Source organism: Billgrantia sp. C5P2 (genome assembly GCF_051062895.2).
Genome location: NZ_CM128542.1, coordinates 4,670,816 through 4,691,486, shown reverse-complemented (window position 1 = coordinate 4,691,486; position 20,671 = coordinate 4,670,816). Strand labels below are relative to the sequence as shown.

General features: G+C 66.6%; 21 protein-coding genes. 6 read left to right on the top strand and 15 right to left on the bottom strand.

The annotated features are described in order from the left end of the window. Positions 1-36: 36 nt before the first annotated feature. From ACRWQA_RS21860 to ACRWQA_RS21840, 5 genes are all read right to left on the bottom strand, one after another. Positions 37-657, bottom strand: a complete 621-nt coding sequence (locus tag ACRWQA_RS21860; protein WP_263581809.1) for a TetR/AcrR family transcriptional regulator — start codon at positions 655-657, stop codon at positions 37-39. A 180-nt stretch (positions 658-837) separates the two neighbouring features. Continuing rightward, the gene (phoR, locus tag ACRWQA_RS21855; RefSeq protein ID WP_263581808.1) at positions 838-2,142 is read right to left on the bottom strand and encodes a phosphate regulon sensor histidine kinase PhoR; all 1,305 of its coding nucleotides are present in this window, start codon (positions 2,140-2,142) and stop codon (positions 838-840) included. A gap of 1 nt (position 2,143) precedes the next feature. Next, positions 2,144-2,833, bottom strand: a complete 690-nt coding sequence (phoB, locus tag ACRWQA_RS21850; protein ID WP_263581807.1) for a phosphate regulon transcriptional regulator PhoB — start codon at positions 2,831-2,833, stop codon at positions 2,144-2,146. 83 nt (positions 2,834-2,916) lie between these two features. Then, positions 2,917-3,810, bottom strand: coding sequence for a 4-hydroxybenzoate octaprenyltransferase (gene ubiA, locus ACRWQA_RS21845; RefSeq protein WP_263581806.1), 894 nt, complete (start codon positions 3,808-3,810; stop codon positions 2,917-2,919). A 29-nt stretch (positions 3,811-3,839) separates the two neighbouring features. Next, positions 3,840-4,397: a chorismate--pyruvate lyase family protein gene (locus tag ACRWQA_RS21840; RefSeq protein ID WP_263581805.1), complete on the bottom strand. Its 558-nt coding sequence runs from the start codon at positions 4,395-4,397 to the stop codon at positions 3,840-3,842. Positions 4,398-4,508: 111 nt separating this feature from the next. Here ACRWQA_RS21840 and ACRWQA_RS21835 point away from each other — a divergent pair, with 111 nt between their 5' ends. The 4 genes from ACRWQA_RS21835 to ACRWQA_RS21820 all read left to right on the top strand — a co-directional run bounded on the left by ACRWQA_RS21835 (position 4,509) and on the right by ACRWQA_RS21820 (position 7,572). After that, positions 4,509-5,669: an FAD-dependent oxidoreductase gene (locus ACRWQA_RS21835; RefSeq protein ID WP_434228982.1), complete on the top strand. Its 1,161-nt coding sequence runs from the start codon at positions 4,509-4,511 to the stop codon at positions 5,667-5,669. A gap of 198 nt (positions 5,670-5,867) precedes the next feature. Beyond that, a complete protein-coding gene (locus tag ACRWQA_RS21830; protein ID WP_010625919.1) occupies positions 5,868-6,146 on the top strand; it encodes an HU family DNA-binding protein in 279 nt (92 codons plus the stop codon). Between the two features lie 81 nt (positions 6,147-6,227). Beyond that, the gene (locus tag ACRWQA_RS21825; protein ID WP_263581803.1) at positions 6,228-6,584 is read left to right on the top strand and encodes a hypothetical protein; all 357 of its coding nucleotides are present in this window, start codon (positions 6,228-6,230) and stop codon (positions 6,582-6,584) included. Positions 6,585-6,639: 55 nt separating this feature from the next. After that, positions 6,640-7,572, top strand: coding sequence for a LysR family transcriptional regulator (locus ACRWQA_RS21820; protein WP_434228984.1), 933 nt, complete (start codon positions 6,640-6,642; stop codon positions 7,570-7,572). Positions 7,573-7,575: 3 nt separating this feature from the next. On the opposite strand, the gene ACRWQA_RS21815 is transcribed toward ACRWQA_RS21820, so the two are convergent. From ACRWQA_RS21815 to ACRWQA_RS21795, 5 genes are all read right to left on the bottom strand, one after another. Beyond that, a complete protein-coding gene (locus ACRWQA_RS21815; RefSeq protein ID WP_434228986.1) occupies positions 7,576-9,126 on the bottom strand; it encodes an aldehyde dehydrogenase family protein in 1,551 nt (516 codons plus the stop codon). Next, a complete protein-coding gene (locus ACRWQA_RS21810) occupies positions 9,123-10,010 on the bottom strand; it encodes an NAD(P)-dependent oxidoreductase (RefSeq protein WP_434228987.1) in 888 nt (295 codons plus the stop codon). The genes ACRWQA_RS21815 and ACRWQA_RS21810 overlap by 4 nt, the downstream gene beginning before the upstream one ends. A gap of 100 nt (positions 10,011-10,110) precedes the next feature. After that, complete coding sequence (locus ACRWQA_RS21805; RefSeq protein WP_434228989.1) at positions 10,111-11,271, bottom strand: amidohydrolase; 1,161 nt, start codon at positions 11,269-11,271, stop codon at positions 10,111-10,113. A gap of 11 nt (positions 11,272-11,282) precedes the next feature. Next, positions 11,283-11,783: a hypothetical protein gene (locus tag ACRWQA_RS21800; protein ID WP_263581798.1), complete on the bottom strand. Its 501-nt coding sequence runs from the start codon at positions 11,781-11,783 to the stop codon at positions 11,283-11,285. Further along, complete coding sequence (locus tag ACRWQA_RS21795) at positions 11,770-12,591, bottom strand: DUF3100 domain-containing protein (protein ID WP_263581797.1); 822 nt, start codon at positions 12,589-12,591, stop codon at positions 11,770-11,772. Before ACRWQA_RS21795 ends, ACRWQA_RS21800 begins: the two co-directional genes overlap by 14 nt. A gap of 200 nt (positions 12,592-12,791) precedes the next feature. Here ACRWQA_RS21795 and yccS point away from each other — a divergent pair, with 200 nt between their 5' ends. Then, a complete protein-coding gene (yccS, locus tag ACRWQA_RS21790) occupies positions 12,792-15,005 on the top strand; it encodes a YccS family putative transporter (protein ID WP_434228991.1) in 2,214 nt (737 codons plus the stop codon). Positions 15,006-15,012: 7 nt separating this feature from the next. Here the strand turns inward: yccS and recG are convergent, their stop codons facing one another. Then, the gene (recG, locus tag ACRWQA_RS21785; protein ID WP_434228993.1) at positions 15,013-17,094 is read right to left on the bottom strand and encodes an ATP-dependent DNA helicase RecG; all 2,082 of its coding nucleotides are present in this window, start codon (positions 17,092-17,094) and stop codon (positions 15,013-15,015) included. A gap of 8 nt (positions 17,095-17,102) precedes the next feature. After that, on the bottom strand, positions 17,103-18,023 hold the full coding sequence (locus ACRWQA_RS21780; RefSeq protein ID WP_263581794.1) for a hydrogen peroxide-inducible genes activator: 921 nt from the start codon (positions 18,021-18,023) through the stop codon (positions 17,103-17,105). A gap of 76 nt (positions 18,024-18,099) precedes the next feature. Here ACRWQA_RS21780 and ACRWQA_RS21775 point away from each other — a divergent pair, with 76 nt between their 5' ends. Then, a complete protein-coding gene (locus ACRWQA_RS21775; RefSeq protein ID WP_263581793.1) occupies positions 18,100-18,972 on the top strand; it encodes an NAD(P)H-binding protein in 873 nt (290 codons plus the stop codon). Between the two features lie 85 nt (positions 18,973-19,057). Here ACRWQA_RS21775 and ACRWQA_RS21770 read toward each other — a convergent pair whose 3' ends face one another. The 3 genes from ACRWQA_RS21770 to ACRWQA_RS21760 all read right to left on the bottom strand — a co-directional run bounded on the left by ACRWQA_RS21770 (position 19,058) and on the right by ACRWQA_RS21760 (position 20,596). After that, entirely contained in the window at positions 19,058-19,564 is a 507-nt protein-coding gene (locus ACRWQA_RS21770; protein WP_263581792.1) for an acyloxyacyl hydrolase, read from the bottom strand. Between the two features lie 70 nt (positions 19,565-19,634). Further along, the gene (thpR, locus tag ACRWQA_RS21765) at positions 19,635-20,147 is read right to left on the bottom strand and encodes an RNA 2',3'-cyclic phosphodiesterase (RefSeq protein ID WP_263581791.1); all 513 of its coding nucleotides are present in this window, start codon (positions 20,145-20,147) and stop codon (positions 19,635-19,637) included. A gap of 59 nt (positions 20,148-20,206) precedes the next feature. Beyond that, positions 20,207-20,596, bottom strand: coding sequence for a RidA family protein (locus tag ACRWQA_RS21760; protein WP_263581790.1), 390 nt, complete (start codon positions 20,594-20,596; stop codon positions 20,207-20,209). Positions 20,597-20,671: the final 75 nt, after the last annotated feature.

Sequence of the window (20,671 nt, the reverse complement as noted above, 5' to 3'; positions counted from 1 at the left end):
ACACCTCTTCGGGAGGTGTCGCCTTGCCCTCGGCCTTCAGGGGGAGAGGCCGATACCGCGCAGGATGACGCCGGTGACCGACTGTACCGCCTTCTCGAACTGCAGGTCATCGAGGGGGTGGTCGTCGTTGAGCAGGGCGATCTGGTAATCGAAGTCGGCATAGTGCTGGGTCGAGGCCCAGATCATGTAGAGCAGGTAGGAAGGCTCCACCGGCAGGATGCGCTCGTTCGCGATCCATTCACGGATCTTGGCTTCCTTGAGCTTGGCCCACTCGTAGAGATTCTCGCGCAGCTCTTCCTTGAGTATGGGCGCGCCCTGCATCACCTCGGCTGCCCAGACCTTGGAGCCGTGAGCGCGGCTGCGGGAATGCTGCATCTTGGCCCGAATATAGGTGGCGAGCACGATGCGCGGATCGTCGTAGAGTTCGAAGCAGAGTGCATCCTGTTTCCACACCTCGAGCAGCTCCAGCAGCACCTCGCGATAGAGCTCCTCCTTGGTGGAGAAGTAGTAGTGCACGTTGGACTTGGGCAGCTCGGCGAGCTTGGCGATATCGCCCATCGAGGCCCCGGCATAGCCTTTTTCCGCGAAGACGCACTCGGCGGCAAGCAAGATTCTTTCCCTGTTCTGGCGCCTGATCTCGTCCTGTTTTCTTGCCATTCAAGGATACCTTGCGTCGCCTCGCGCCTGTCGGTGTGGTCGGCAGGTCACGGTTTGGCACGATTTAAAAAAATGGTTAAAAAACAATCTGCTAATACAAATCATACACAAGAACGAAGGGCAGCGACAGCTGCGCAGCCTCGTGCTTTCGTGTCGGGCCTTGCATCTGGAAGGTAAGGCTCAGCCAGTGGCCATCTCGGCCGCCGCCAGGCGGGAGGCGGGGAATACGCAGCGGAACAGGGCGCCGTGGCCGGGGTGGGAGTCGATCTCGAGATAGGCGTCGTGGCGCAGCAGTACGTGCTTGACGATGGCCAGTCCCAGCCCGGTGCCGCCGCTTTCGCTGCTGCGCCCCTTGTCGACCCGGTAGAAGCGTTCGGTGAGGCGTGGAATGTGAACCGGGTCGATGCCCTCGCCGTCATCCTCCACTTCCAGGCAGGCGCCCTTGGGGTGCGGTTTCCAGCGCAGCACGATGTGGCTGCCCTCGGGAGTGTAGCGCACCGCGTTGGAGGCCAGATTGGACAGCGCACTATGGATCTCCGAATCGCTGCCGAGCAGCTGCCGCTCCTCCTCGATCTCGACACGGACCAGCTGGCGTCCCGCCGACAGCGCCTCGGCATCCTGGCGCACCTCCTCGAGCAGCGCCGGTACGGCCAATGGCAGATGGTCCTCGCCGCCCTGGTCGATCTCCAGGCGCGACAGCAGCAACAGGTCGTTGACCAGGTTCTGCATGCGGGTGGTCTGTTCCTGCATGCGGGTCAGCCCCTGGGCCAGGCGCGGCGGCAGGCGGTCGACGGCGTCGGAATAGGTCTCGAGATAGCCCGCCAGCACGGTCAGCGGGGTCCTCAGCTCGTGGGAGACGTTGGCGACGAAGTCGCGGCGCATTTCTTCCAAACGGTGCAGGCGGGTGATGTCGCGTGCCATCACCAGGCGCTCATCGTCGCCGTAGAGGGTGATCTGGAACTGCAGCACCTTGCGTTCGTCGACCGGCGAGGTCAACGTCAGTGGCTCGCGGTAGTCGCGGGCGTTGAAATAGGTGACGAAGCGGGGGTCACGCACCAGGTTGGTGATGTGCTGGCCGCGGTCGTGCGCGGCCTTGAGCCCCAGCATGCGCTCGGCAGCGCTGTTCCACCACTCAAGGTCGCCATGCTGGTCGAGCATTACCACGCTGTCACGCATCGCCTCCGAGGATTCCTGGATGCGCTTGAGGGTCGCCTGCAGGCGATGCTGGGTATGGCGCTGGCCCTTCTGGTAGCGATAGAGGCGATCGAACAGCTCGCCCCACAGGCCGGTGGCCGCGGGCGGCTCGCTGTGCGGGTTGCGTGTCAGCCAGCGGCGCAGGGCGTGCAACTGGCGCAGGTGATAGGTGAGGCGCAGGGCGAGCCCTGCGGCGAGCCCGAGCCCCGGGGCCGAAAACAGCCAGCCGACCAGGCTGCCGGCAGCGGCAAGCAGGCCGATGCGCCAGAGTTCATGGCTCCAGGGGCGCACGTCAGCCCTTGTTGGAGAATCGGTAGCCGGTGCCGCGCACGGTCTGGACCAGATGCTGGTGGGCATCGCCCAGCGCCTTGCGCAGGCGGCGGATGTGCACGTCCACGGTGCGCTCCTCGACGTAGACGTTGCCGCCCCATACCTGGTCGAGCAACTGGCTACGCGTGTAGGCGCGCTCCTGGTGGGTCATGAAGAATTGCAGCAGGCGGTACTCGGTGGGGCCCATCTCCACTGCCTTGCCACCGGCGCTGACGCGGTGGCTGACCGGGTCGAGCATCAAGCCGTCCACTTCCACCGGCTCCTCGACCCCCTTGGGCGTGGTACGGCGCAGCACCGCCTTGAGCCGGGCCACCAGCTCACGGGGCGAGAAGGGCTTGGTGATGTAGTCGTCGGCGCCGGCCTCGAGGCCCTGGATCTTGTTGTCCTCTTCGCTTTTGGCGGTGAGCATGATGATCGGCAGCTCGCGGGTGGCTTCCTCGCGCTTCAGCCGGCGCGCCAGTTCTATGCCGCTGGTGCCGGGCATCATCCAGTCGAGCAGCAGCAGGTCGGGCTGGTTATCGACGATCATGCTGTGGGCGCTCTGCGCGTTGGCGGCCTCCAGCACGCGATAGTCGGCCATCTCCAGCGCCACCGCGATCATTTCACGGATCGGCGCTTCGTCATCGACGATCAGTACGGTCTTGGCGGTCATCCCGAAGCCTCGCGGTCAGTGACGGGTCGGTGACGATCTCACCACGTCATCATGACAGTTGGATGACACCGTCGCCAGCGGCTTCAGGCGCCAGTGACGGGCCACAGGCTCAGGGCAATGCCGGCGAACGCCAGCAGCCCCGACCAGTGGTTGTTGAGAAAGGCCTGGAAGCAGCGTTCGCGCTTGCGCTCACGTATCAGAAAATGCTGATAAATGAAGGTGGCGGTCATGCCCGCCAGGCCCAGCCAGAAGAACACGCCGAGTTCCAGGCGCAGCCCGACCCAGCCCAGCAGTGAGAGCGTCGCTAGTTGCAGCAGGCCGATGGCGGCGCGGTCGGCGCGGCCCAGCAGCACCGCGGTGGACTTGATGCCGATCTTGAGATCGTCGTCGCGATCGACCATGGCGTACTCGGTATCGTAAGCCACCGTCCAGGCCACATTGGCGGCGAACAGCAGCCAGGCCTCCAGCGGCACATGGCCGAGCACGGCACCGAAGGCCATGGGAATCGCCCAGGAGAAGGCCGCGCCGAGGAAGGCTTGCGGCAGGTGGGTGTAGCGCTTCATGAAGGGATAGATGAAGGCCAGCGCCACGCCCACCAGGGAGAGCAGGATGGTGAACAGATTGGTGAACAGCACCAGCACGAAGGCTGCCGCGACCAGGCTGGCGAACAGGAACTTGGCCTCTTGTTCGCTGATGCGCCCAGTGGCCAGCGGCCGGTTCCTGGTACGCTCGACATGGCCATCGAAGTGGCGGTCGGCGTAGTCGTTGATCACGCAACCCGCCGCGCGCATCAGGTAGACACCGGCAACGAAGATCAGCAGCAGGTGCCGTTCGGGAAGCCCTGCCGAGGCTACCCACAGCGCCCACAGCGTGGGCCACATCAACAGCCAGGTACCGATGGGGCGATCCAGCCGCATCAGGTGCAGGAAGTCGGGCAGGCGGGCAAGCCCCTTGGGGCGCATCAGAGAGCGATCCATCGGTGTCTCCTCATTCGATGGCGATCATCCTAGCGCGATGGCAAGCCCAATTCATCCGCCATCTCACCCAGGAAGAACTCCTGCACCAGCACGGCGAAGCGGCCGTGGCGGAACACCGAACGCCGCCCCCAGGGGCCGGTCAGGCGATGGAAGGGCGCCGAAGCGGCCGTGACCTCGATGGGACTGCGCACCAGGTCGGGCTGGCGGAACAACCAACTACCCAATGAGCGCTCGCCGAGCCGTTCGAGGCGCTGCCCACGCATCTGGGCCAGCGGTGCCACCGAACGAGCCACTACCCAGGGCCGCTCGTCAAGACACAGCGCCACTTCCCGCAGCCAGGCGAGGCGGTTGAGGGGCAGTTTCAAGGCCTGGGCTTCGTCGAGTCGCGGCTTGCCCAGGCGCTGGCCGAGCAGGCGCACGCGGAAGGGGCGGCCGTCACCGGCCTCGATCAAGCGCGCGGTGAGCGAATCCCGCGTGGCCACCCAGGCCCACCACGCCGGGCTCATCGCCGGCCGACCCGCGGCCAGGGGGTGCCAGGTGACAGAAAGAGGGGAATCGGCGTGGCGCTCCGTGCGGTTCCGGGTCACCGGCACTCTCCGGGTCGAACTAGGGGCGCATAGTGTAACATGCGGTTCTGACACGATTCCCCGTGCTTGGCCGCGCCATTCGGTCGCGGCTCAGCCCCAGCGAGGAGCCCCATGACCGCACCTCTTACCATCATCGGCTCCGGCATGGCGGGCATCGGGCTGCTCAAGCAGCTGCGTGCGCTGGATGCCGAACGTCCCGTCACCCTGATCACTGCCGACAGCGGCGACGACTACTCCAAGCCCCTGCTCTCCACCGGCTTCGCCAAGCACCTGCCCCCGGAGCGACTGGCGGCACGCTCGGCGCTGGAAGTGGCCGATCAGTTGGGCGCGGTGGTGCGAACCCGCACCCATGTCGATGCCATCGACCCGACCGGGCGCTGCTTGCACATCGGCGAGGAGCGCCTGGCATGGGGCGAGCTGGTGCTGGCCACCGGTGCCGCGCCAGCGGTGCCCTTTGCTATACCCGAAGCGCTTGCCGGGCGCGTCTTCACCATCAACGATCTCGACGACTATCGTGCCTTCCATGCCGCCCTGGAAGCGTTCGGCCGGCGGGCCCGGGTGACGATCGTCGGCGCCGGCCTGGTGGGCTGCGAATTCGCCAATGACCTGATAGCGGGCGGCCATGCGGTAAGCCTGGTGGCGCCGGAGCATGCGCCCTTGCCGCGGCTGCTGCCGGAGCCGCTGGGCCGGGCGCTGGGAGAGGCGTTCAGCGCAGCGGGCATGGCGCTGTACCTGGGTCGCGGCCTGAAGCGGCTGGAGTCGGTCGGCAGCGATGTCGGCGTGACCCTCGATGACGGCGAACGGCTCGAGGCCGACCTGATCTTGGTAGCCACGGGACTGCGCCCGCGTAGCGAACTGGCCCGGACGGCCGGTCTGACGGTGGGGGAAGCCGGCATCCAGGTCGATCGTTATCTGACGACCTCGGCGCCAGCTATCCATGCCTTGGGCGACGTGGCCTGTGTGGCCGGGGTCAACGCCATGTACGTCCAGCCGCTGCAGGCCAGCGCCAAGACGCTGGCACGAACACTCAACGGTATGCCCACCGAGGTGAGCTACGGCGCCTGGCCGGTGCTGGTGAAGACACCGCTGCTGCCGGTGGTAGCGCTACCGCCCCTGACGGCGCCCGCCCGCTGGCGAATCGAGGGAGAAGGCTACGACCTGAGCGCTTTTGCCGAGGATCAAGACGAACGTTTGATCGGCTTTGCGTTGACAGGAGCCTGCGTGAAGCGGAAAGTTGAGCTGGCGCGAGCGGCGCCGCCGTTGCTAGGCTAGTGACGTCACCGTTCCGGCCGGTTTATCGGCTTGGTTCACGGCGGTCATCGTGCTTGGCGCTTCAAGAGCAAGGGACGAACCCACGCAAGGGGAACGGGCTCTCCCGGGGAAGTGACAGGCGGCTCGAGCTTTACATTGATGAATAACAACTTACCGACAGCGTTGTCGGGACATAGCCAATACCAGGAGGGCTGTAGTATGCGTAAGCCAGAATTAGCTGCGGCAATTGCCGAGCGTGCGGAACTTTCGAAAGACAAGGCCAGCCAGGTGCTCAACGTCATCCTCGACGAGATCACCGGCAGTGTGGCCCAGGGGCAGGATGTTTCATTGATCGGGTTTGGTACCTTCACCGTGCGCGAGCGTGCAGCCCGTACCGGCAAGAACCCCCAGACCGGCCAACCGCTGGCCATTCCCGCCAGCAAGACTGTTGCCTTCAAGCCGGGCAAGGGCCTCAAGGACGCCGTCGGCAAGGGCTGATTCGGAGTATCGGATCCTCTCGTGGCGCGGCCTGCCCGTCAGGCCGCGATACCTCTCTCCCTCGCTCGAATCGGACTCGACATGAAGCTGCGATTGATGCTGTGGCTGCTGGGTTTGATGCTCAAGCGTGCCCTGCGGCGAAAGCCGGGTTTCCGCCAGGCGCTCTCCGAGGTGCGCCGCCTCGATTGGGGCATCGCCACCGAGGATCTCTCCATCGCACGCCACTTCCGCATGTCGCCCGATGTCATCGAGGTTGGCGCGGGGCTGCCGGTGGACCTCGACCTGGAGCTGCGCTTCGACGACGAGGCCTCTGCCATTCGTGTGCTGCGCAAGCCGACCCAGCAGGCCTTTCTCGATGGAATGATATCCGGCAAGGTGCGCCTGGTCGGTGACTCGAGCGATCTCAAGAAACTGCAGAAACTGCTCAAGCAGCTTTAAGTTTCCCTACGTGCGCAGCTTCTGTTCCCGGCCCTTCTTGATGGCGTGACAAGACGTGGATATTCCCCACCAGCGGCTGGTCTACTTCAGAGTCACCCTGGAATCGGGTTCGGTGCGTCAGGCTGCCGCCCGTCTCGATATTGCACCGTCGGCGGTAAGCCGGCAGCTCAATCTACTGGAAGATGCCCTGGGGGCCACGCTGCTGGAGCGCAAGCGCACCGGCATCCGGCCCACGCCGGTCGGCGAGATGCTGCTGGAGTACTGCGAGCGTCGCGGCGCCCTGGACGAGAGCTTCATTGCCTCCCTCGAAGCCTATCAGCGGCTGGAGACCGGCACCGTGTCGCTGGTGGTGGGAGAAGGCTTCGTCGCCGACCTGGTCGCCAAGCCGCTGCGCGAGTTCACCGAGCGCTATACCGGTATCCAGATCGACATCCACCTGGCCGGCACCTCGGGCATCATCGAGGCGATCATCGACGAGCAGGCTCATATCGGCCTGATGTTCCATGAGCGCACGCATCATCAGCTGCGCTTCTGGGTATCGAGTCCTCAGCCGTTGATGGCCATCCTGCCACCCGACCATGTGCTGGCCGCGCAGGCCGAGCCCCTCACCTTGGTTCAGTTGAGCGAAGAGCCGATGGCGATGTGGGATCCCAGCCACCAGGTGCGGCAGATGGTGGACGAGGCGTTTCACCAGGCGCGGCTGCGCCCGCGCATGGCCATGAACACCAATTCCATGGCCATTCTCGCCCAGTACGTGCGAAGCGGCATGGGCATCACCCTGCTGCCGGCCTTCGCCGTCGCCGGCGACCTGGCCGAAGGGCGCCTGGTGGCACGCAGTGTCGACGACCCCTTGTTCCAGCGTTCCCAGGCGCACATGGTCACCCGCATCGGGCGTCAGCAGCCCAAGGCCAGCGTGCTGCTGCTGCGCCACCTCCAGCACTGGATGCAGGCGTTCCAGGGAGGTGGGGCATCGGCCCAAGTGCCCTGATGCTCAGCCCACTCCGCTGCCGTAACCCAACGCCACGCTGGCCTCGGTGGCGGTCTCCACCCACACGCTCTGGGGCAGGGTGTACTCGCGCAGGCCGTCGATGCCGCTGGAGCGGCCGAAGCCGCTGTCACCGAAGCCGCCGAAGGGCGACATCACGCTGATCGCCTTGTAGCCGTTGATCCACACCGTGCCGGCACGCAGCCGGCCGGCCACGCGGTGAGCGCGTGCGGGGTCCTGGGTCCATACCGCGCCGGCGAGGCCGAAGCGGGTGGCGTTGGCCAGGCGTACGGCCTCCTCTTCGTCATCGAACGGCATCACCACCAGCACCGGGCCAAACACCTCCTCGCGGGCGATTTCCATTTCCGGAGTGACGTCGACCAACACGGTGGGGGCCAGAAAATAGCCCTGCGCTTCATTGGGCAGCCCCGCCGGGCGGCTACCACCAGCGATGACGCGGGCGCCGGCGGCCACGGCATCGTCGATCATGCGCATCACATGGGCATACTGGCGGGCGTTCTGCAGCGGTCCCATGCGCGTTGCCTCGTCGTCCGGTAGCCCGACGTCGATCTCGGCGGCGGCGCGCGCTAGGCGCTCGGTCACCTCTTCGAACACCTCTCGCTGGACGAGCAGCCGCGAGCCCGCCACGCAGCTCTGCCCCGCCGCGGCGAAGATCGCCGCCTGGGCGCCGGCCACGGCGGCATCGAGTCGGGCATCGGCGAAGACGATGTTGGCCGACTTGCCGCCCAGCTCCAGCACGCTCGGCACCAGCCGCCGGGCGCCGGCCTCGGCGATCATGCGCCCGCTCTGGGGCGAGCCGACGAACACCAGCTTGCCGATGCCTTCACTCCCGGTAAGCGCCGCACCGGTACTCGGCCCCAGCCCGTTGACGATGTTGATCAAGCCTCGGGGCAAGCCGCCTTGTTCCAGCAGCCTGGCGATCACCACCGAGGTGAAGGGCGTGAGTTCGGAGGGCTTGAGCACCGCGCCGTTGCCGGCGGCGATGGCCGGGGCGAGCTGCCAGGCGCAGGTGAACATCGGTGCGTTCCACGGCGTGATCTGGCCGACCACGCCGTAGGGCACGTGGCGCACGTAGTTGAGGTGCGTGGTGGGTACCGGGATCACCTCGCCGTGCTGTTTGTCGCACCAGCCGGCGTAGTACTCGAACATCTCGCGCACCTTGCCCACCTCACCGCGGCAGTCGCGGATCGGCTTGCCGGCGATGACACTCTCGAGCTGGGCCAGGGCCTCCTCATGGCCTTCGAGACCGCGCACGGCGGCATTCATGCGCCGGCCGCGCTCGCTGGCGGTGAGGGCCATCCATTCCGCTTGCGCCCGGGTGGCGGCGTCGATGGCACGCCCGACCAGGACCGGACCGGCATCGCGGTAGTCGACCAGCGCCTCGCCGGTGGCCGGGTCGACCAGGGTTATCGTCTCGCCCTCGCCCGGGCAGGGCGCCCCGTCGATCCAGTTGGAGTGCGGCACCTCGCCGTTCAAGCCGAAGTGGTCGAGCAGGGCGTCGAAGCGTTCGCGGGCTTGGCGGGTGAGTCGGTTCATTGCTCGGTCTCCTCGGTGGGGCTGACGGTGTCCAGCAGCGCACCGGCGATGCGATTGAAGTCGTCGCCGTCGGCGGGACGCTCCGGGTCGGCATGCCACGCCTCGACCACGGCGGCGAGCAGCCCTGGCGCCATGCCCAGGCGCTCGGCGGCGTTACGGGCCAGGCGCAGGTCCTTGCGCATCAGGCCGGTAGTGAAGCCGGAGTCGAAGCGCCCCGAGAGAATCCACTCAGGGAAGTTGACCTCGCTCACCGCGCTGCGCCCCGAGCCGCTGTTGAGCCCGGCCAGGCAAGCCGTGGGGTCGACACCGGCGCGGGCGGCCATGGCGACCGCCTCGGCGGTGGTCAGCAGGTGCGCGGCGCAGAGGTAGTTGTTGGCCAGCTTGACCACGTGACCGCTGCCCGGGCCGCCGACATGGGTGTATCTGGCCGACATCGCCTCGAGCATCGGCGCCAGGCGCTCGATGGTCGCTGCTTCGCCGCCGAGCAGCATGCCTAGCTTGCCGTTGGCGGCCCCCCTGGGGCCACCGCTGACCGGGGCGTCGAGCCATTCGAGGCCGGCAGCCAGCACCTTGGCGGCGAGCTCACGGCTGATCACCGGGTCGGAGGTCGAGGTATCGACGATCACGCTGCCGGCGGGGGCAAGGCCGAGCAGGCCCGGGGCGGTCTCGATCACCTCCCGCACCTGGGCCGAGGTGGGCAGCGACAGCAGGTAGACGTCGCTGGGCGGCAGTTCGTCGGGGGCAGCCACGGGCAGTCCCTGGGCGGCCAGGCGCTGGCGGGCGTTCTCGAACAGGTCGCTGCCGGTTACGTCGAAGCCGGTGGCTTTGAGGGTGAGGGCCATGTTGCCGCCCATCTGGCCGAGGCCGATAACGCAGATTCTCATTGTCGTTCCTCTGAAGACGGTAGATGTCGTTTGGCGGGTACATGTGTCCGGGCCGCTGCAGCGCAGCGGCCTATCCAGACAATGCGGGGAAGTACCGCCATCAGTCGTCGAGCAGGGTCCTGACCAGGGCCTGCCAATAGGCCACGCCGAGCGGGGCGATGGCATCGTTGAAGTCGTAGCGCGGGTTGTGCAGCGCCGCGCTCTCCACGCCGTTGCCGAGCCAGATGTAGGCACCGGGGCATGCTTCCAGCATGAAGGCGAAGTCCTCCGAGGCCATGCTCGGCGGCAGATCGCGGTGCACCCGGGTGAGACCCGGCAGCGCCTCGAGCACTTCGGCGCAGCGTGCCGCATGCGCCGAAGTATTGATCGTGGCGGGGTAGCGCGGCTCGTAGGCGAGCTCGACCGCAAGGCCGTGGAAGCCGGCCAGCGAATCGACGGCCTCACGGAAGCGTCGCTGCAGGTAGGCGCGCAGCTCGGCATCGAAGCAGCGCAGCGTGCCGCGCAGCTCCACCGTTTCCGGGATCACGTTGAAGGCGTCGCCGGCATGGAACTGGGTGATGCTCAGCACTGCGCTCTGGTGCGGTGGCGTCTCGCGGCTGATCAGCCCCTGCAGCTGGCTGGCCAGCTGACAGGCGGCCAGGATGGTGTCGCTGCCCAGGTGAGGCATGGCAGCGTGGCAGCCGCGTCCGGTGAGCTTGAGGGTGAAGACGTCGAAGGCCGCCATCACCGCGCCGTCGTGCACCGCCGCCTCGCCCACGGCCAGCCCCGGCCAGTTGTGCAGGCCATACACGGCCTGCATGGGAAAGCGCTCGAAGAGCCCTTCCTCGACCATTACACGGCCGCCGCCTTCGCTCTCTTCCGCCGGCTGGAAGATGAAGTAGACCCGTCCGGCGAAGTCGGGGTCGGCGGCCAGCGCGCAGGCCGCCCCCAGCAGCATGGTGGTATGCCCATCGTGGCCGCAGGCGTGCATCTTGCCCGGTACCTGGGAGGCGTAGGCGAACTCGTTGGCCTCCGCCACGTCGAGCGCATCGATGTCGGCGCGCAGCCCGATGGCGCGCCCGGGGCCGCGCCTGCCGTCGAGCATCGCCACGACACCCGTGCCGCCACCCAGCCCGGTGACGACCTCGAGGCCGGCCTGGCGCAGCAGCTCGGCGATGCGCCCGGCGGTGCGATGCTCCTCGAAGGCGGTCTCCGGGTGGCGATGGAAATCGCGGCGCCAGGCCGTGAGGCGCTCCTGGGTCGGCAGTAGGCTGTCATCCATGAACGGGCTCCTTAGAGGATCAGGTGGGCGATGAATGCCGAGGCGACGAAGGTGCCGGTGAACACCAGCAGCGAGACGATGACCAGCTTCCAACCGGTCTGGCGGAACATGGTGAACTCGCGGCCGGTCAGTGCCAGGCCGGCATAGGCCAGCACGGGGGTCACCACGGCAAGGAAGTTGACGTGGGCGAGGCGCTCGACGATCCAGGCGCTGCCGGGGAAGAAGGGCAGCGTCAGGGCGATGCTGACCAGCGAGACCCAGGCCACGCTGGGCAGGTAGAACGGCGCGAAGCGGCCGATGACCAGGCCGATCATGACCATGCCGTAGAGGATGGCCATGCCCGGTAGCGCCTGATGCAGCGGGGCGCCGTTCACGACGTTGGCGATCCAGGCGGCCACGCACACCACGGCCAGCAGCAGGGCGGTCTTGCCGAGCTGCTGCTCGGGACGCAGCTCCTGCAATGCTGCGGCGTCGAAGCCGCCGGTCGGTGTGGCGGTATCAGAGGTTTTCATGGCGGGCCTCCTTGAGTACGGCGCCACCCAGGCGCTTGTAGAGCCATTCGGCAACGGGAAGGGCGATGAACAGGGAAACGTAGAGGCCAGTGGCGTAGGTCAGCAGGTTGCTGGCACCGGAGAAGGCGAGCAGCTCGTCGCGCAGGTGGGGGGCTGCCTCGGCCAGGGCGCCGGAACAGGCCGCCACCATGCTGCCGCTGCCCACGCCGCAGGCCATGGCCAGGGCACGGATGTCGAGGATGTCCAGCGAGGCGAGGTAGCCGGCCATCAGCGCGAAGTAGAGGGTGCCGAACATGGTGCCTACCACGTAGACGCCCATGATGCCGATGCCCTCGGGGCTTCTCAGTCCGTACTTGTCGGAGATGATGGCAATGTTGGGTTCGCGGGCGATGGAGTAGGTGGCACCGATGGCCTCGCGGCCCATGCGCAATACCAGCACGGCAAAAGGTAGCGCCAGCAGCATGGTGCCGAGGTTGCCCAGCTCCTGCAGGATCAGCGCCGGTCCTGCGGCGACGATCTGTTCGATGGCGGGGCCGATGGTGGAGCCGAACTTGGCGATGAAGGGCAGGATGGAGATCATGATCAGCGGGCCGGCAGCGTTGCTGACCCGTTTGGGAATGATGCGCTGCATGCCCGAGAAGAGGTGCGGGTTGAGCAACACGCCGACGATGAAGGCGTAGAACAGCGGCAGCAGCAATAACGTGCCGGGGCCAAGAGGGATGCGCTGTATGCCGATCCACTCGGCAAGCAGCGACGCCAGGACCACCGTCAGGTGCAGGCGCCAGTCGAGTAGCAGTTTCATGTCCATTGGTTTTGTCCTTGTCGTGGTATGGGACTCTTCGAGTATCGAAAAGGAGCGTGTTCCAATGGTAGGCGCTGCGTGTTCTCTTTATTGCTACACGCTGCAGTGTCAGGGCTGAAGAGTCGATGCGCACCTGACGACATCGTTGATCTATACGAAAGTCTAATGAGTTAGAATGACCATCAACGATAACGCCCAAGAGCCCCATGCCGACCTCGCTATCGCTCTCACTGCGGCGTCTGTGGACGCTGGACAAGTTCGCCTACAGCCTGCGGGTCTTCCTCGCCTTCAGCGGGGCGCTGCTGCTGAGCTGGGCGCTGGCCGACATCACCTTGGTGATCCCGCTGTTCCTGGGCATCATCGCCAGCGCGCTGTCGGAGACCGACGACAGCTGGCAGGGCCGCCTGCAGGCGCTTGCGGTCACGCTGGTCTGCTTCGCCGCCGCGGCGCTCGTCGTGCGCTGGCTGTTTCCTTGGCCGTGGCTGTTTGCCCTGGGGCTGGGCGTGGCGACCTTCGTGCTGATCATGCTCGGCGCCGTGGGACAACGCTATGCCACCATCGCCTCCGGCACGCTGATCCTGTCGATCTATACCATGATCAATATCGAGCATCACGGCGGCGTGCCGCAGGCGGGCGACTGGGAGCAGACGCTGCTGATCCTCTCGGGGGCGGCCTGGTATGGCGTGATTTCGGTGATCTGGTGTGCGCTCTTTTCACGCCAGCCGGTCAAGCAGAGCATGGCCCAGCTTTATCGCGAGCTGGGCAACTACCTGATCCTCAAGGCGACGCTGTTCGAACCGCTGCGCGGCGTCGATATCGAGGCGCGCCGCCTGGCGCTGGCGCGACAGAACGGCAGGGTGGTGACGGCGCTCAACCAGGCCAAGGAGATGATCTTCCGCCGGCTTGAGGGGCAACGCGGCGAGGGCAAGCTCAATCGCTACCTGCGCATCTACTTCATAGCCCAGGAGATCCATGAGCGCGCCAGCTCCACGCACTACCCCTATGCCCGGCTGACCGAGGCGTTCTTCCACCACGATGTGCTGTTTCGCTGCCAGCGCCTGCTCGACCAGCAGGGCCAGGCCTGCAAGCGGCTGGGCAAGGCGTTGCTGCTCAACCGCCCCTTCGAACACGACCAGAGCGAGCAGGCACTCGCCGACCTGCGCGCCTCCATCGACCACCTGCGGGCCATGCGCAATCCGGCATGGCGCGAGCTGATGTACCCGCTCAACGCCCTGGCCGACAACCTCGCCACCCTCGAGGAGCGGCTGGCCACGGGATACAACCCCGATGCCGGCGACGACCCGAGCGATGCGGCGCTGTTCGACCGCTCGCCCGAAAGCGTGAAGGAGGCCTGGGAGCGAGTGCGGCTCAACCTGACGGTAGGCTCGCCCACCTTTCGTCATGCCATTCGCCTGCCCATTGCGCTGCTGGCGGGATACGGCCTGCTCCAGCTGATCCATCCCACCCAGGGTTTCTGGATCCTGCTCACCACGCTGTTCGTCTGCCGCCCAAACTTCGCCGCCACCCGGCGCTTCATGACCCAGCGCATCGCCGGTACCGTGCTGGGGCTGCTGGTCGGCTGGGCGTCGATCACGCTGTTCCCCAGTGCCCTGTTGCAGATCCTGATCGCGGTGATCGCCGGCGTGACCTTCTTCGCCACGCGTGAGAAGCACTATGTCATTGCCACCGCCGCCATCACCCTGCTGGTGCTGTGCAGCTTCAATCAGGTTGGCGACGGCTTCGACCTGATCTGGCCGCGGCTTTTCGACACCCTGCTCGGCGCGCTGATCGCCGGCGCGGCGGTGTTCTTCATCCTGCCCGACTGGCAGGGGCGCCGGCTGCATCGCGAGGCGGCCAACGCGCTCGGGGCCAATCGTCGCTATCTGGAAGAGATCCTGCACCAGTACGCCAGCGGCAAGCAGGATGACCTCGCCTACCGCCTGGCACGGCGCAACGCGCACAACGCCGATGCGGCGCTGTCCACCCTGCTGGCCAATGTGCTGCAGGAGCCCGAGCCCTATCGCAGGCGTGTCGCCGATGACGGCTTCCGCTTCCTGGTGCTGTCGCATACGCTGCTGAGCTACCTTTCGGCACTGGGATCCCATCGGCATCGGCTCGGTGAGGAGGCGCACGATGCCCGGCTGCTGCCCGAGGGGCAGCGCATCGCCGACTACCTGGCGATGCTGGCGGACCATCTCACCCGACGCGTACCGACCGCCGGGCTGGAGGAAGCGCGAGAGACGTTGGTGGCGCGGCTCGAAGGCAAGCCGCCGGAGTGGGAGGAGGAGGGCTACCGGCCCATGCATACGCAATTGCTGTTGATCGCCCAGCAGCTGGGAGCACTGACCGAAGCCGCCGAGCGCCTGATCGCGGTGAGCGATGACCGCCATGAAACCGCTGCCACGGTGGGCACTGGCTGAGCCTTCGCTACACCTGCCCGTAGCGCCCGGCTTCCTCGCCCAACCAGCGCCGGATCAGCGGTCGGCTGGCCTCGGGGTGGCTGGCCAGCAGCGCCTCGGCCAGCGGTGCGACGCGCTCCAGCAGGTCGGTGTCGCGCTCCAGGTCGGCGATCTTCATCTGGGCGAGGCCGGTCTGGCGGGTGCCGAGCACTTCGCCGGGACCGCGCAGCTCGAGATCCTTCTCGGCGATACGGAAACCGTCGTTGGTCTCGCGCATCACCGCCAGGCGCTCGCGGGAATGGGCCGATAGCGGCCCGTGGTAGAGCAGCACGCAAAAGCTCTCGCTGGTGCCGCGGCCAACCCGACCACGCAACTGGTGCAGCTGCGAAAGCCCCAGGCGTTCCGGGTTCTCGATGATCATCAGGCTGGCATTGGGGACGTCGACGCCCACCTCGATCACCGTGGTGGCCACCAGCAGGTCGAGCTCGCCTGACTTGAAGTCATCCATCACCGCAGCCTTCTCGGCCGGTTTCATGCGTCCGTGGACCAGGCCGATGGCGAGCTCCGGCAGCGCCTCGGTAAGCTCGTCGCGGGTCGCCTCGGCGGCCTGACACTGCAGCGCGTCCGACTCTTCGATCAGGGTACAGACCCAGTAGGCCTGGCGGCCCTCGGCGCAGGCATGGCGAATGCGCGCCACCACCTCGGGGCGGCGCTCGTCGGGCACCACCACCGTCTTCACCGGGGTACGCCCGGGCGGCAGCTCGTCGATGATCGAGACGTCGAGGTCGGCGTAGGCGCTCATCGCCAAGGTGCGCGGGATCGGCGTGGCGGTCATCACCAGTTGGTGCGGCGTGAGCCCGCCGGCTTCGCCCTTCTCGCGCAGCGCCAGGCGCTGGTGCACGCCGAAGCGGTGCTGTTCGTCGACGATGGCTAGCCCCAGGCGCTGGAAGTGCACGTCGCCTTGGAACAAGGCGTGAGTGCCGACCACCATGCGCGCGCGGCCGTCCAGGATGGCCGCCTTGGTGTCGAGACGCGTCTTGCCCTTGAGCTTGCCGGCCAGCCACGCCACTTCGATGCCGAGCGGCGCGAACCACGCCTTGAGCGTACGGTAGTGCTGCTCGGCGAGTATCTCGGTGGGTGCCATCATCGCCGCCTGGCAGTCGCCGGCGATGGCCGACAGCGCCGCCATGGCAGCCACTACCGTCTTGCCCGAACCCACGTCGCCCTGCACCAGGCGCAGCATGGGCACCTCGCGTGCCAGGTCCGCGCCGATCTCGTCGAGCACGCGGCGTTGGGCGCCGGTCAGCGAGAACGGCAACTGGGTGAGGAAGCGTGCCTGCAGGCCGCGCCCGCTGGGCAGCGCCGGGGCGCCGTCCTGCTGGATCTGCTGGCGTACCTGCTGCAGGCTAAGACGGTGGGCCAGCAGTTCCTCCAGCGCCAGGCGGCGGGTGGCCGGGTGTTGGCCGCTCGCCAGCCGTTCGGGGTCGGCATCGGGGGGCGGCTGATGCAGCACGTGCACGCAGTGGTGCAGCTCCGGCAGGCCGAAGCGCGCGCGCAATGTCTCGCCGATCCAGTCGGGCAGTGCCTCGGGGGCCTCGTCGAGTCGGGCCAGGGCCTGCTCGATCAGCGCCCGTAGCCGCGCCTGATGCAATCCCTCGGTGGTGGGATAGATCGGCGTCAGGTGGTCTTCCACCGGCGGCGCATCGGCGCTGAGCAGGCGATACTCGGGGTGGTAGATCTCGAGCCCGGTGGCACCGGCGCGGGCCTCGCCGAAGCAGCGTACCCGGGTGCCGGGGCGGAACTGCTGCTGCTGGGCCGGGGAGAAGTGGAAGAAGCGCAGGCTGAGGATGCCCGAACCGTCGCGCAGGCGCACCAGCAGGCTGCGTCGGCGCCCCTTGACCACGTCGCTGGCCGAAACCTCGCCCTCCACCACCGCTTCGTGTCCGGCACGCAGGGTGCCGATCGGCGTGATCCGGGTGCGGTCCTGGTAGCGCAGCGGCAAATGAAACAGCAGGTCGGCCACGCTCTTCACGCGCAGGCGCGCCAGCTTCACTGCGACCGCTTCCCCGACGCCCTTCAGGGAGGTGACCGGCGCGTCGAGAGCGTTCATGTCACTGCTCATGCCGGTTCCGGAAGCGCCTCGTGACACTGCTGGATGGCATCGGTGACCGCGTCGATCGCCTTGGGGCGCGGAAAGCTGGCGCGCCAGGCGATCGCCACGGTGCGTGAGGGCGCCGGCGACTTGAACGGCCGACTGGTAAGCAGCCCGCTTTCATAGTGCACGGTGCCGATGGCCGAACGCGGCAGCACGGTGATGCCGAGCTTGGAGGCGACCATGTGACGGATCGTCTCCAGTGAACCGCCTTCGGCGGTCAGGGTATTGCTCGGGCTGTTGAGCTGATGGCTGATGGCGGGGCAGGCCTCGAGGATCTGGTCGCGGAAGCAATGGCCCTCGCCCAGCAGCAGCAGGCGCTCCTTGAGCAGGTCCTCCTTCTCGATGCATTCGCGCTGGGCCCAGGCGTGGTCGGCCGGCATCAGTACCTCGAACTCCTCCTCGTAGAGGGCCTTGCTGACCACGTCGGTCTCGGTGAAGGGCAGTGCGATGATGATGGCATCGAGTTCGCCGCTGCGCAGCTTGCGTCGCAGGTTGGCGGTGAAGCCCTCCTCGATGTAGAGCGGCATCTGCGGGGCGCTGCGTGTCAGTGCGGGCACCAGGTGCGGAAACAGGTAGGGACCGATGGTGTAGATGGCGCCGATGCGCAGCGGGCTGGCCAACTGGTCCTTGCCGGAGTTGGCCAGCTCCTTGATCACGCTGCTCTGTTCCAGCACGCGCTGGGCCTGCTCGACGATCTTCTCGCCAAGCGGGGTCACCTGGACGGTCGACTTGGAGCGCTCGAACAGTGCCACGCCAAGTTCCTCCTCGAGCTTCTTGACCGCTACCGACAGCGTGGGCTGGGAGACGAAGCAGCGTTCAGCCGCCCTGCCGAAGTGGCGTTCCTGCGCCAAGGTTACGATGTACCGAAGTTCTGTTAGAGTCATGTCTGGTGCCCTTGGGCATCCTCTCGGACGATAGATGACTTTCAATAGGGACTTTTTATCAGGGGGCGAGAGAAAGTTGAAGAAGACAATACTGATTCTTGGCTGTGGTGACATCGGGATGGTGCTCGGCAGGAACCTGCTGGAGGCCGGGCACCATGTGATCGGTGCCCGCCGCAGCGTGGCGGCACTGGAGGGCTCCGGCATCGAGCCGCTGGCGCTCGACCTTGTCGACGAGGACGCGCTGTCCGCGCTGCCCGATGCCGATTACGTGGTCTACATCCTCAGCGCCGACCGCTTCGACGAGGCGGCCTATCGGGCGGCCTATAGCGACGGTCTCAAGGCGGTGCTGCGCACCTATGGGGGGCGCAAGACGGCGCCGAAGCGCTTGTTCTTCGTCTCTTCCACCAGTGTATACGCGCAGAAGGAGGGCGAGCGAGTCGACGAGGAGAGCCCCGCGGAAGCGACCGGTTTCTCCGCGACGGTGATGCGCGAGGCCGAGCAGGCTCTGCTCGAGAGCGCACTGGCCGGTACCACGGTGCGATTCTCAGGCATCTACGGTCCGGGCAGGGACCGCCTGATCCGTCAGGTGCAGGAGGGCCGTATCGCGCCCAAGGCCCCGCCCATGTACTCCAATCGCATTCACCGCGACGATTGCGCTGGCGTGCTGTCCCACCTTATCGGCCTCGATATGGCGGACAAGCCGCTCGACGACCTCTACCTGGCCAGCGACTGCGCGCCGGAGCCGCTCCACGACGTCATGCTTTGGCTTGCCGGCCAGCTCAAGGTCGAACCCACCGAGGTGATTCAGGCGCCGCTGCGCAAGCGCGCGAGCAAGCGCTGCGACAACTCGCGCCTGCGCGAGACGGGCTATGCCTTCCGCTACCCCAGTTATCGGGAAGGCTATGCCCATGTCATGAAGGAGGGTGGCTTCCTGGCCGAGCCGGTCTGATCCGGACGCGACGGGCGAAGGGGAGATCGCCTCGCCTGTCCGGTTCGGGCTGCTCCTGCCGCCGGCGGATTCCCTCCGCCGGCGTTCACAGCGGCAGACGATAGCCCAGGGCGAGCACCTCGATGCCCTCGTTGGGGTCCTTGATGCCGGCGTTGGAGTAGTGCGTGAACTCCAACGAAAGCTCGCCAGGACCCACTCTTCCGCCAAGCGCGATGCGATCCTGGAACTGGAACGCCGTGGAAAGGTCGCGTGAGCCGATCCGCGCGTCGAGAAATACCGCGGCACCGATACCACCCTCGAGATAGACCTCGCGTTTTCCGGCGAAGGTGTAGCGCAGCATGGGGGTGAGCAGCCAGGCCGCGTTCTCGTCGCTTTCGTCACCTTCTAGCAGCAGCAGGCCGGTGGCCAGGCGCAGGTCGAGCTGCGGATGCAGGCGTTCGAGGCTGATCAGGGTGTCGAGTTCGATGCGGCCGGCGGCGGCCGATTCGCTGGTGATGCCGCCTGCCACGTAGAGGTCGGCCAGGGCGGTCTGGCTGACGGCCATTGCCAGACTGGCGCCGAGACCAGCCAACAGGGTCCTTGCTCTAAGCACGTCTTTTCTCCTTCTTCTCGTGTGCCGTTGACTGGTCAGCCAACAAAGGGCGCACCTTCATCCTTGAAGTTCAGCTCTGCGAAACGGCCAGGCTCCGGTAGCGGCCACCTCGCTCGTCGGTAATCGATTCAATCAGCTCAAGCTGATTATAAGACCATGACAGGTCAATGGAGGGAAGGTCTTCCAAATGGAGTGAGGCCGCGCGTCGCAGCAGGGTGACATGCGGGACGAACCTGGCGGGGCATGTGCCGAAGCCGAGCGGCTCGAGGGTGCCCCAGAGCCGGGCCTGCAGCCGTACCAAGGTTGGATCGACTGCGTGGCCACCGACCCAGACGATGCCGGGACGCCGGAAGCAGCCCCAGCGGTCGAGACGCCACTCGCCGGGCTCGATGGCAAGGCCCTGCACCCAGGCGACCAGTTCGGCCGCTCTCACCTCCTCCACGTTGCCGAGAAAGGCTAGCGTCAGGTGCAGGCTCTCCTCGGGCATGCGCCGACCGCCGCAGCGCGCGTGGGCGACATCCGCCAGCTCGCCGAGCCGCTCTCGCAGCTCGGGCGGTGGGGTCAGGGCCAGGAAGAGTCGCATAGGGTCGAACCCAATTAAAGCCGAAAAGGATCTCGAGCGCAGTAGCGAGTCCGCCTTTTCTAGTCGCCGATGACCATTACAGCTTCGGCCTCGAACTGAGCGCCCTTGGGCAGCGCCTTGACGCCCACCGCGGCGCGGGCCGGGTAGGGCTTATCGAAGAACTCCTCCATCACCTGGTTGACGATGGCGAAATTGCCCAGGTCGACCAGGTAGAGGTTGATCTTGACGATCTCGCCCAGTGAGCCGGCCGCTTCCTCGCACACCGCCTTGAGGTTGGTGAAGACCTGGCGGGCCTGGGCCTCGAAGTCGTCGGAGACGAGTTCCATGGTGGCCGGGTCCAGCGGGATCTGGCCGGAAAGGTAGACGGTATTGCCGGCCTTGATGGCCTGGGAGTAGGGGCCGATGGCGGCGGGCGCCTTTTCGGTATTGATGACGGCCTTGTTGCTCATGATGCTCTCCTTGTGATGTTCGCGTTGTGTCGCAAGGGTCAATGAAAGGCCCGTCCGCCGCGGTCGGCGGCGAAC

Bases quoted from the DNA above. Each gene is read 5' to 3' on its own strand.
- ACRWQA_RS21805 (WP_434228989.1), bottom strand. From the start codon at position 11,271: ATGGATGACAGCCTACTGCCGACCCAGGAGCGCCTCACGGCCTGGCGC.
- recG (WP_434228993.1), bottom strand. From the start codon at position 17,094: ATGAACGCTCTCGACGCGCCGGTCACCTCCCTGAAGGGCGTCGGGGAA.
- ACRWQA_RS21760 (WP_263581790.1), bottom strand. From the start codon at position 20,596: ATGAGCAACAAGGCCGTCATCAATACCGAAAAGGCGCCCGCCGCCATC.
- ACRWQA_RS21830 (WP_010625919.1), top strand. From the start codon at position 5,868: ATGCGTAAGCCAGAATTAGCTGCGGCAATTGCCGAGCGTGCGGAACTT.
- ACRWQA_RS21815 (WP_434228986.1), bottom strand. From the start codon at position 9,126: ATGAACCGACTCACCCGCCAAGCCCGCGAACGCTTCGACGCCCTGCTC.
- ACRWQA_RS21835 (WP_434228982.1), top strand. From the start codon at position 4,509: ATGACCGCACCTCTTACCATCATCGGCTCCGGCATGGCGGGCATCGGG.
- ACRWQA_RS21825 (WP_263581803.1), top strand. From the start codon at position 6,228: ATGAAGCTGCGATTGATGCTGTGGCTGCTGGGTTTGATGCTCAAGCGT.
- ubiA (WP_263581806.1), bottom strand. From the start codon at position 3,810: ATGGATCGCTCTCTGATGCGCCCCAAGGGGCTTGCCCGCCTGCCCGAC.
- ACRWQA_RS21810 (WP_434228987.1), bottom strand. From the start codon at position 10,010: ATGAGAATCTGCGTTATCGGCCTCGGCCAGATGGGCGGCAACATGGCC.
- yccS (WP_434228991.1), top strand. From the start codon at position 12,792: ATGCCGACCTCGCTATCGCTCTCACTGCGGCGTCTGTGGACGCTGGAC.
- phoB (WP_263581807.1), bottom strand. From the start codon at position 2,833: ATGACCGCCAAGACCGTACTGATCGTCGATGACGAAGCGCCGATCCGT.
- ACRWQA_RS21860 (WP_263581809.1), bottom strand. From the start codon at position 657: ATGGCAAGAAAACAGGACGAGATCAGGCGCCAGAACAGGGAAAGAATC.
- thpR (WP_263581791.1), bottom strand. From the start codon at position 20,147: ATGCGACTCTTCCTGGCCCTGACCCCACCGCCCGAGCTGCGAGAGCGG.
- ACRWQA_RS21800 (WP_263581798.1), bottom strand. From the start codon at position 11,783: ATGAAAACCTCTGATACCGCCACACCGACCGGCGGCTTCGACGCCGCA.
- ACRWQA_RS21795 (WP_263581797.1), bottom strand. From the start codon at position 12,591: ATGGACATGAAACTGCTACTCGACTGGCGCCTGCACCTGACGGTGGTC.
- ACRWQA_RS21780 (WP_263581794.1), bottom strand. From the start codon at position 18,023: ATGACTCTAACAGAACTTCGGTACATCGTAACCTTGGCGCAGGAACGC.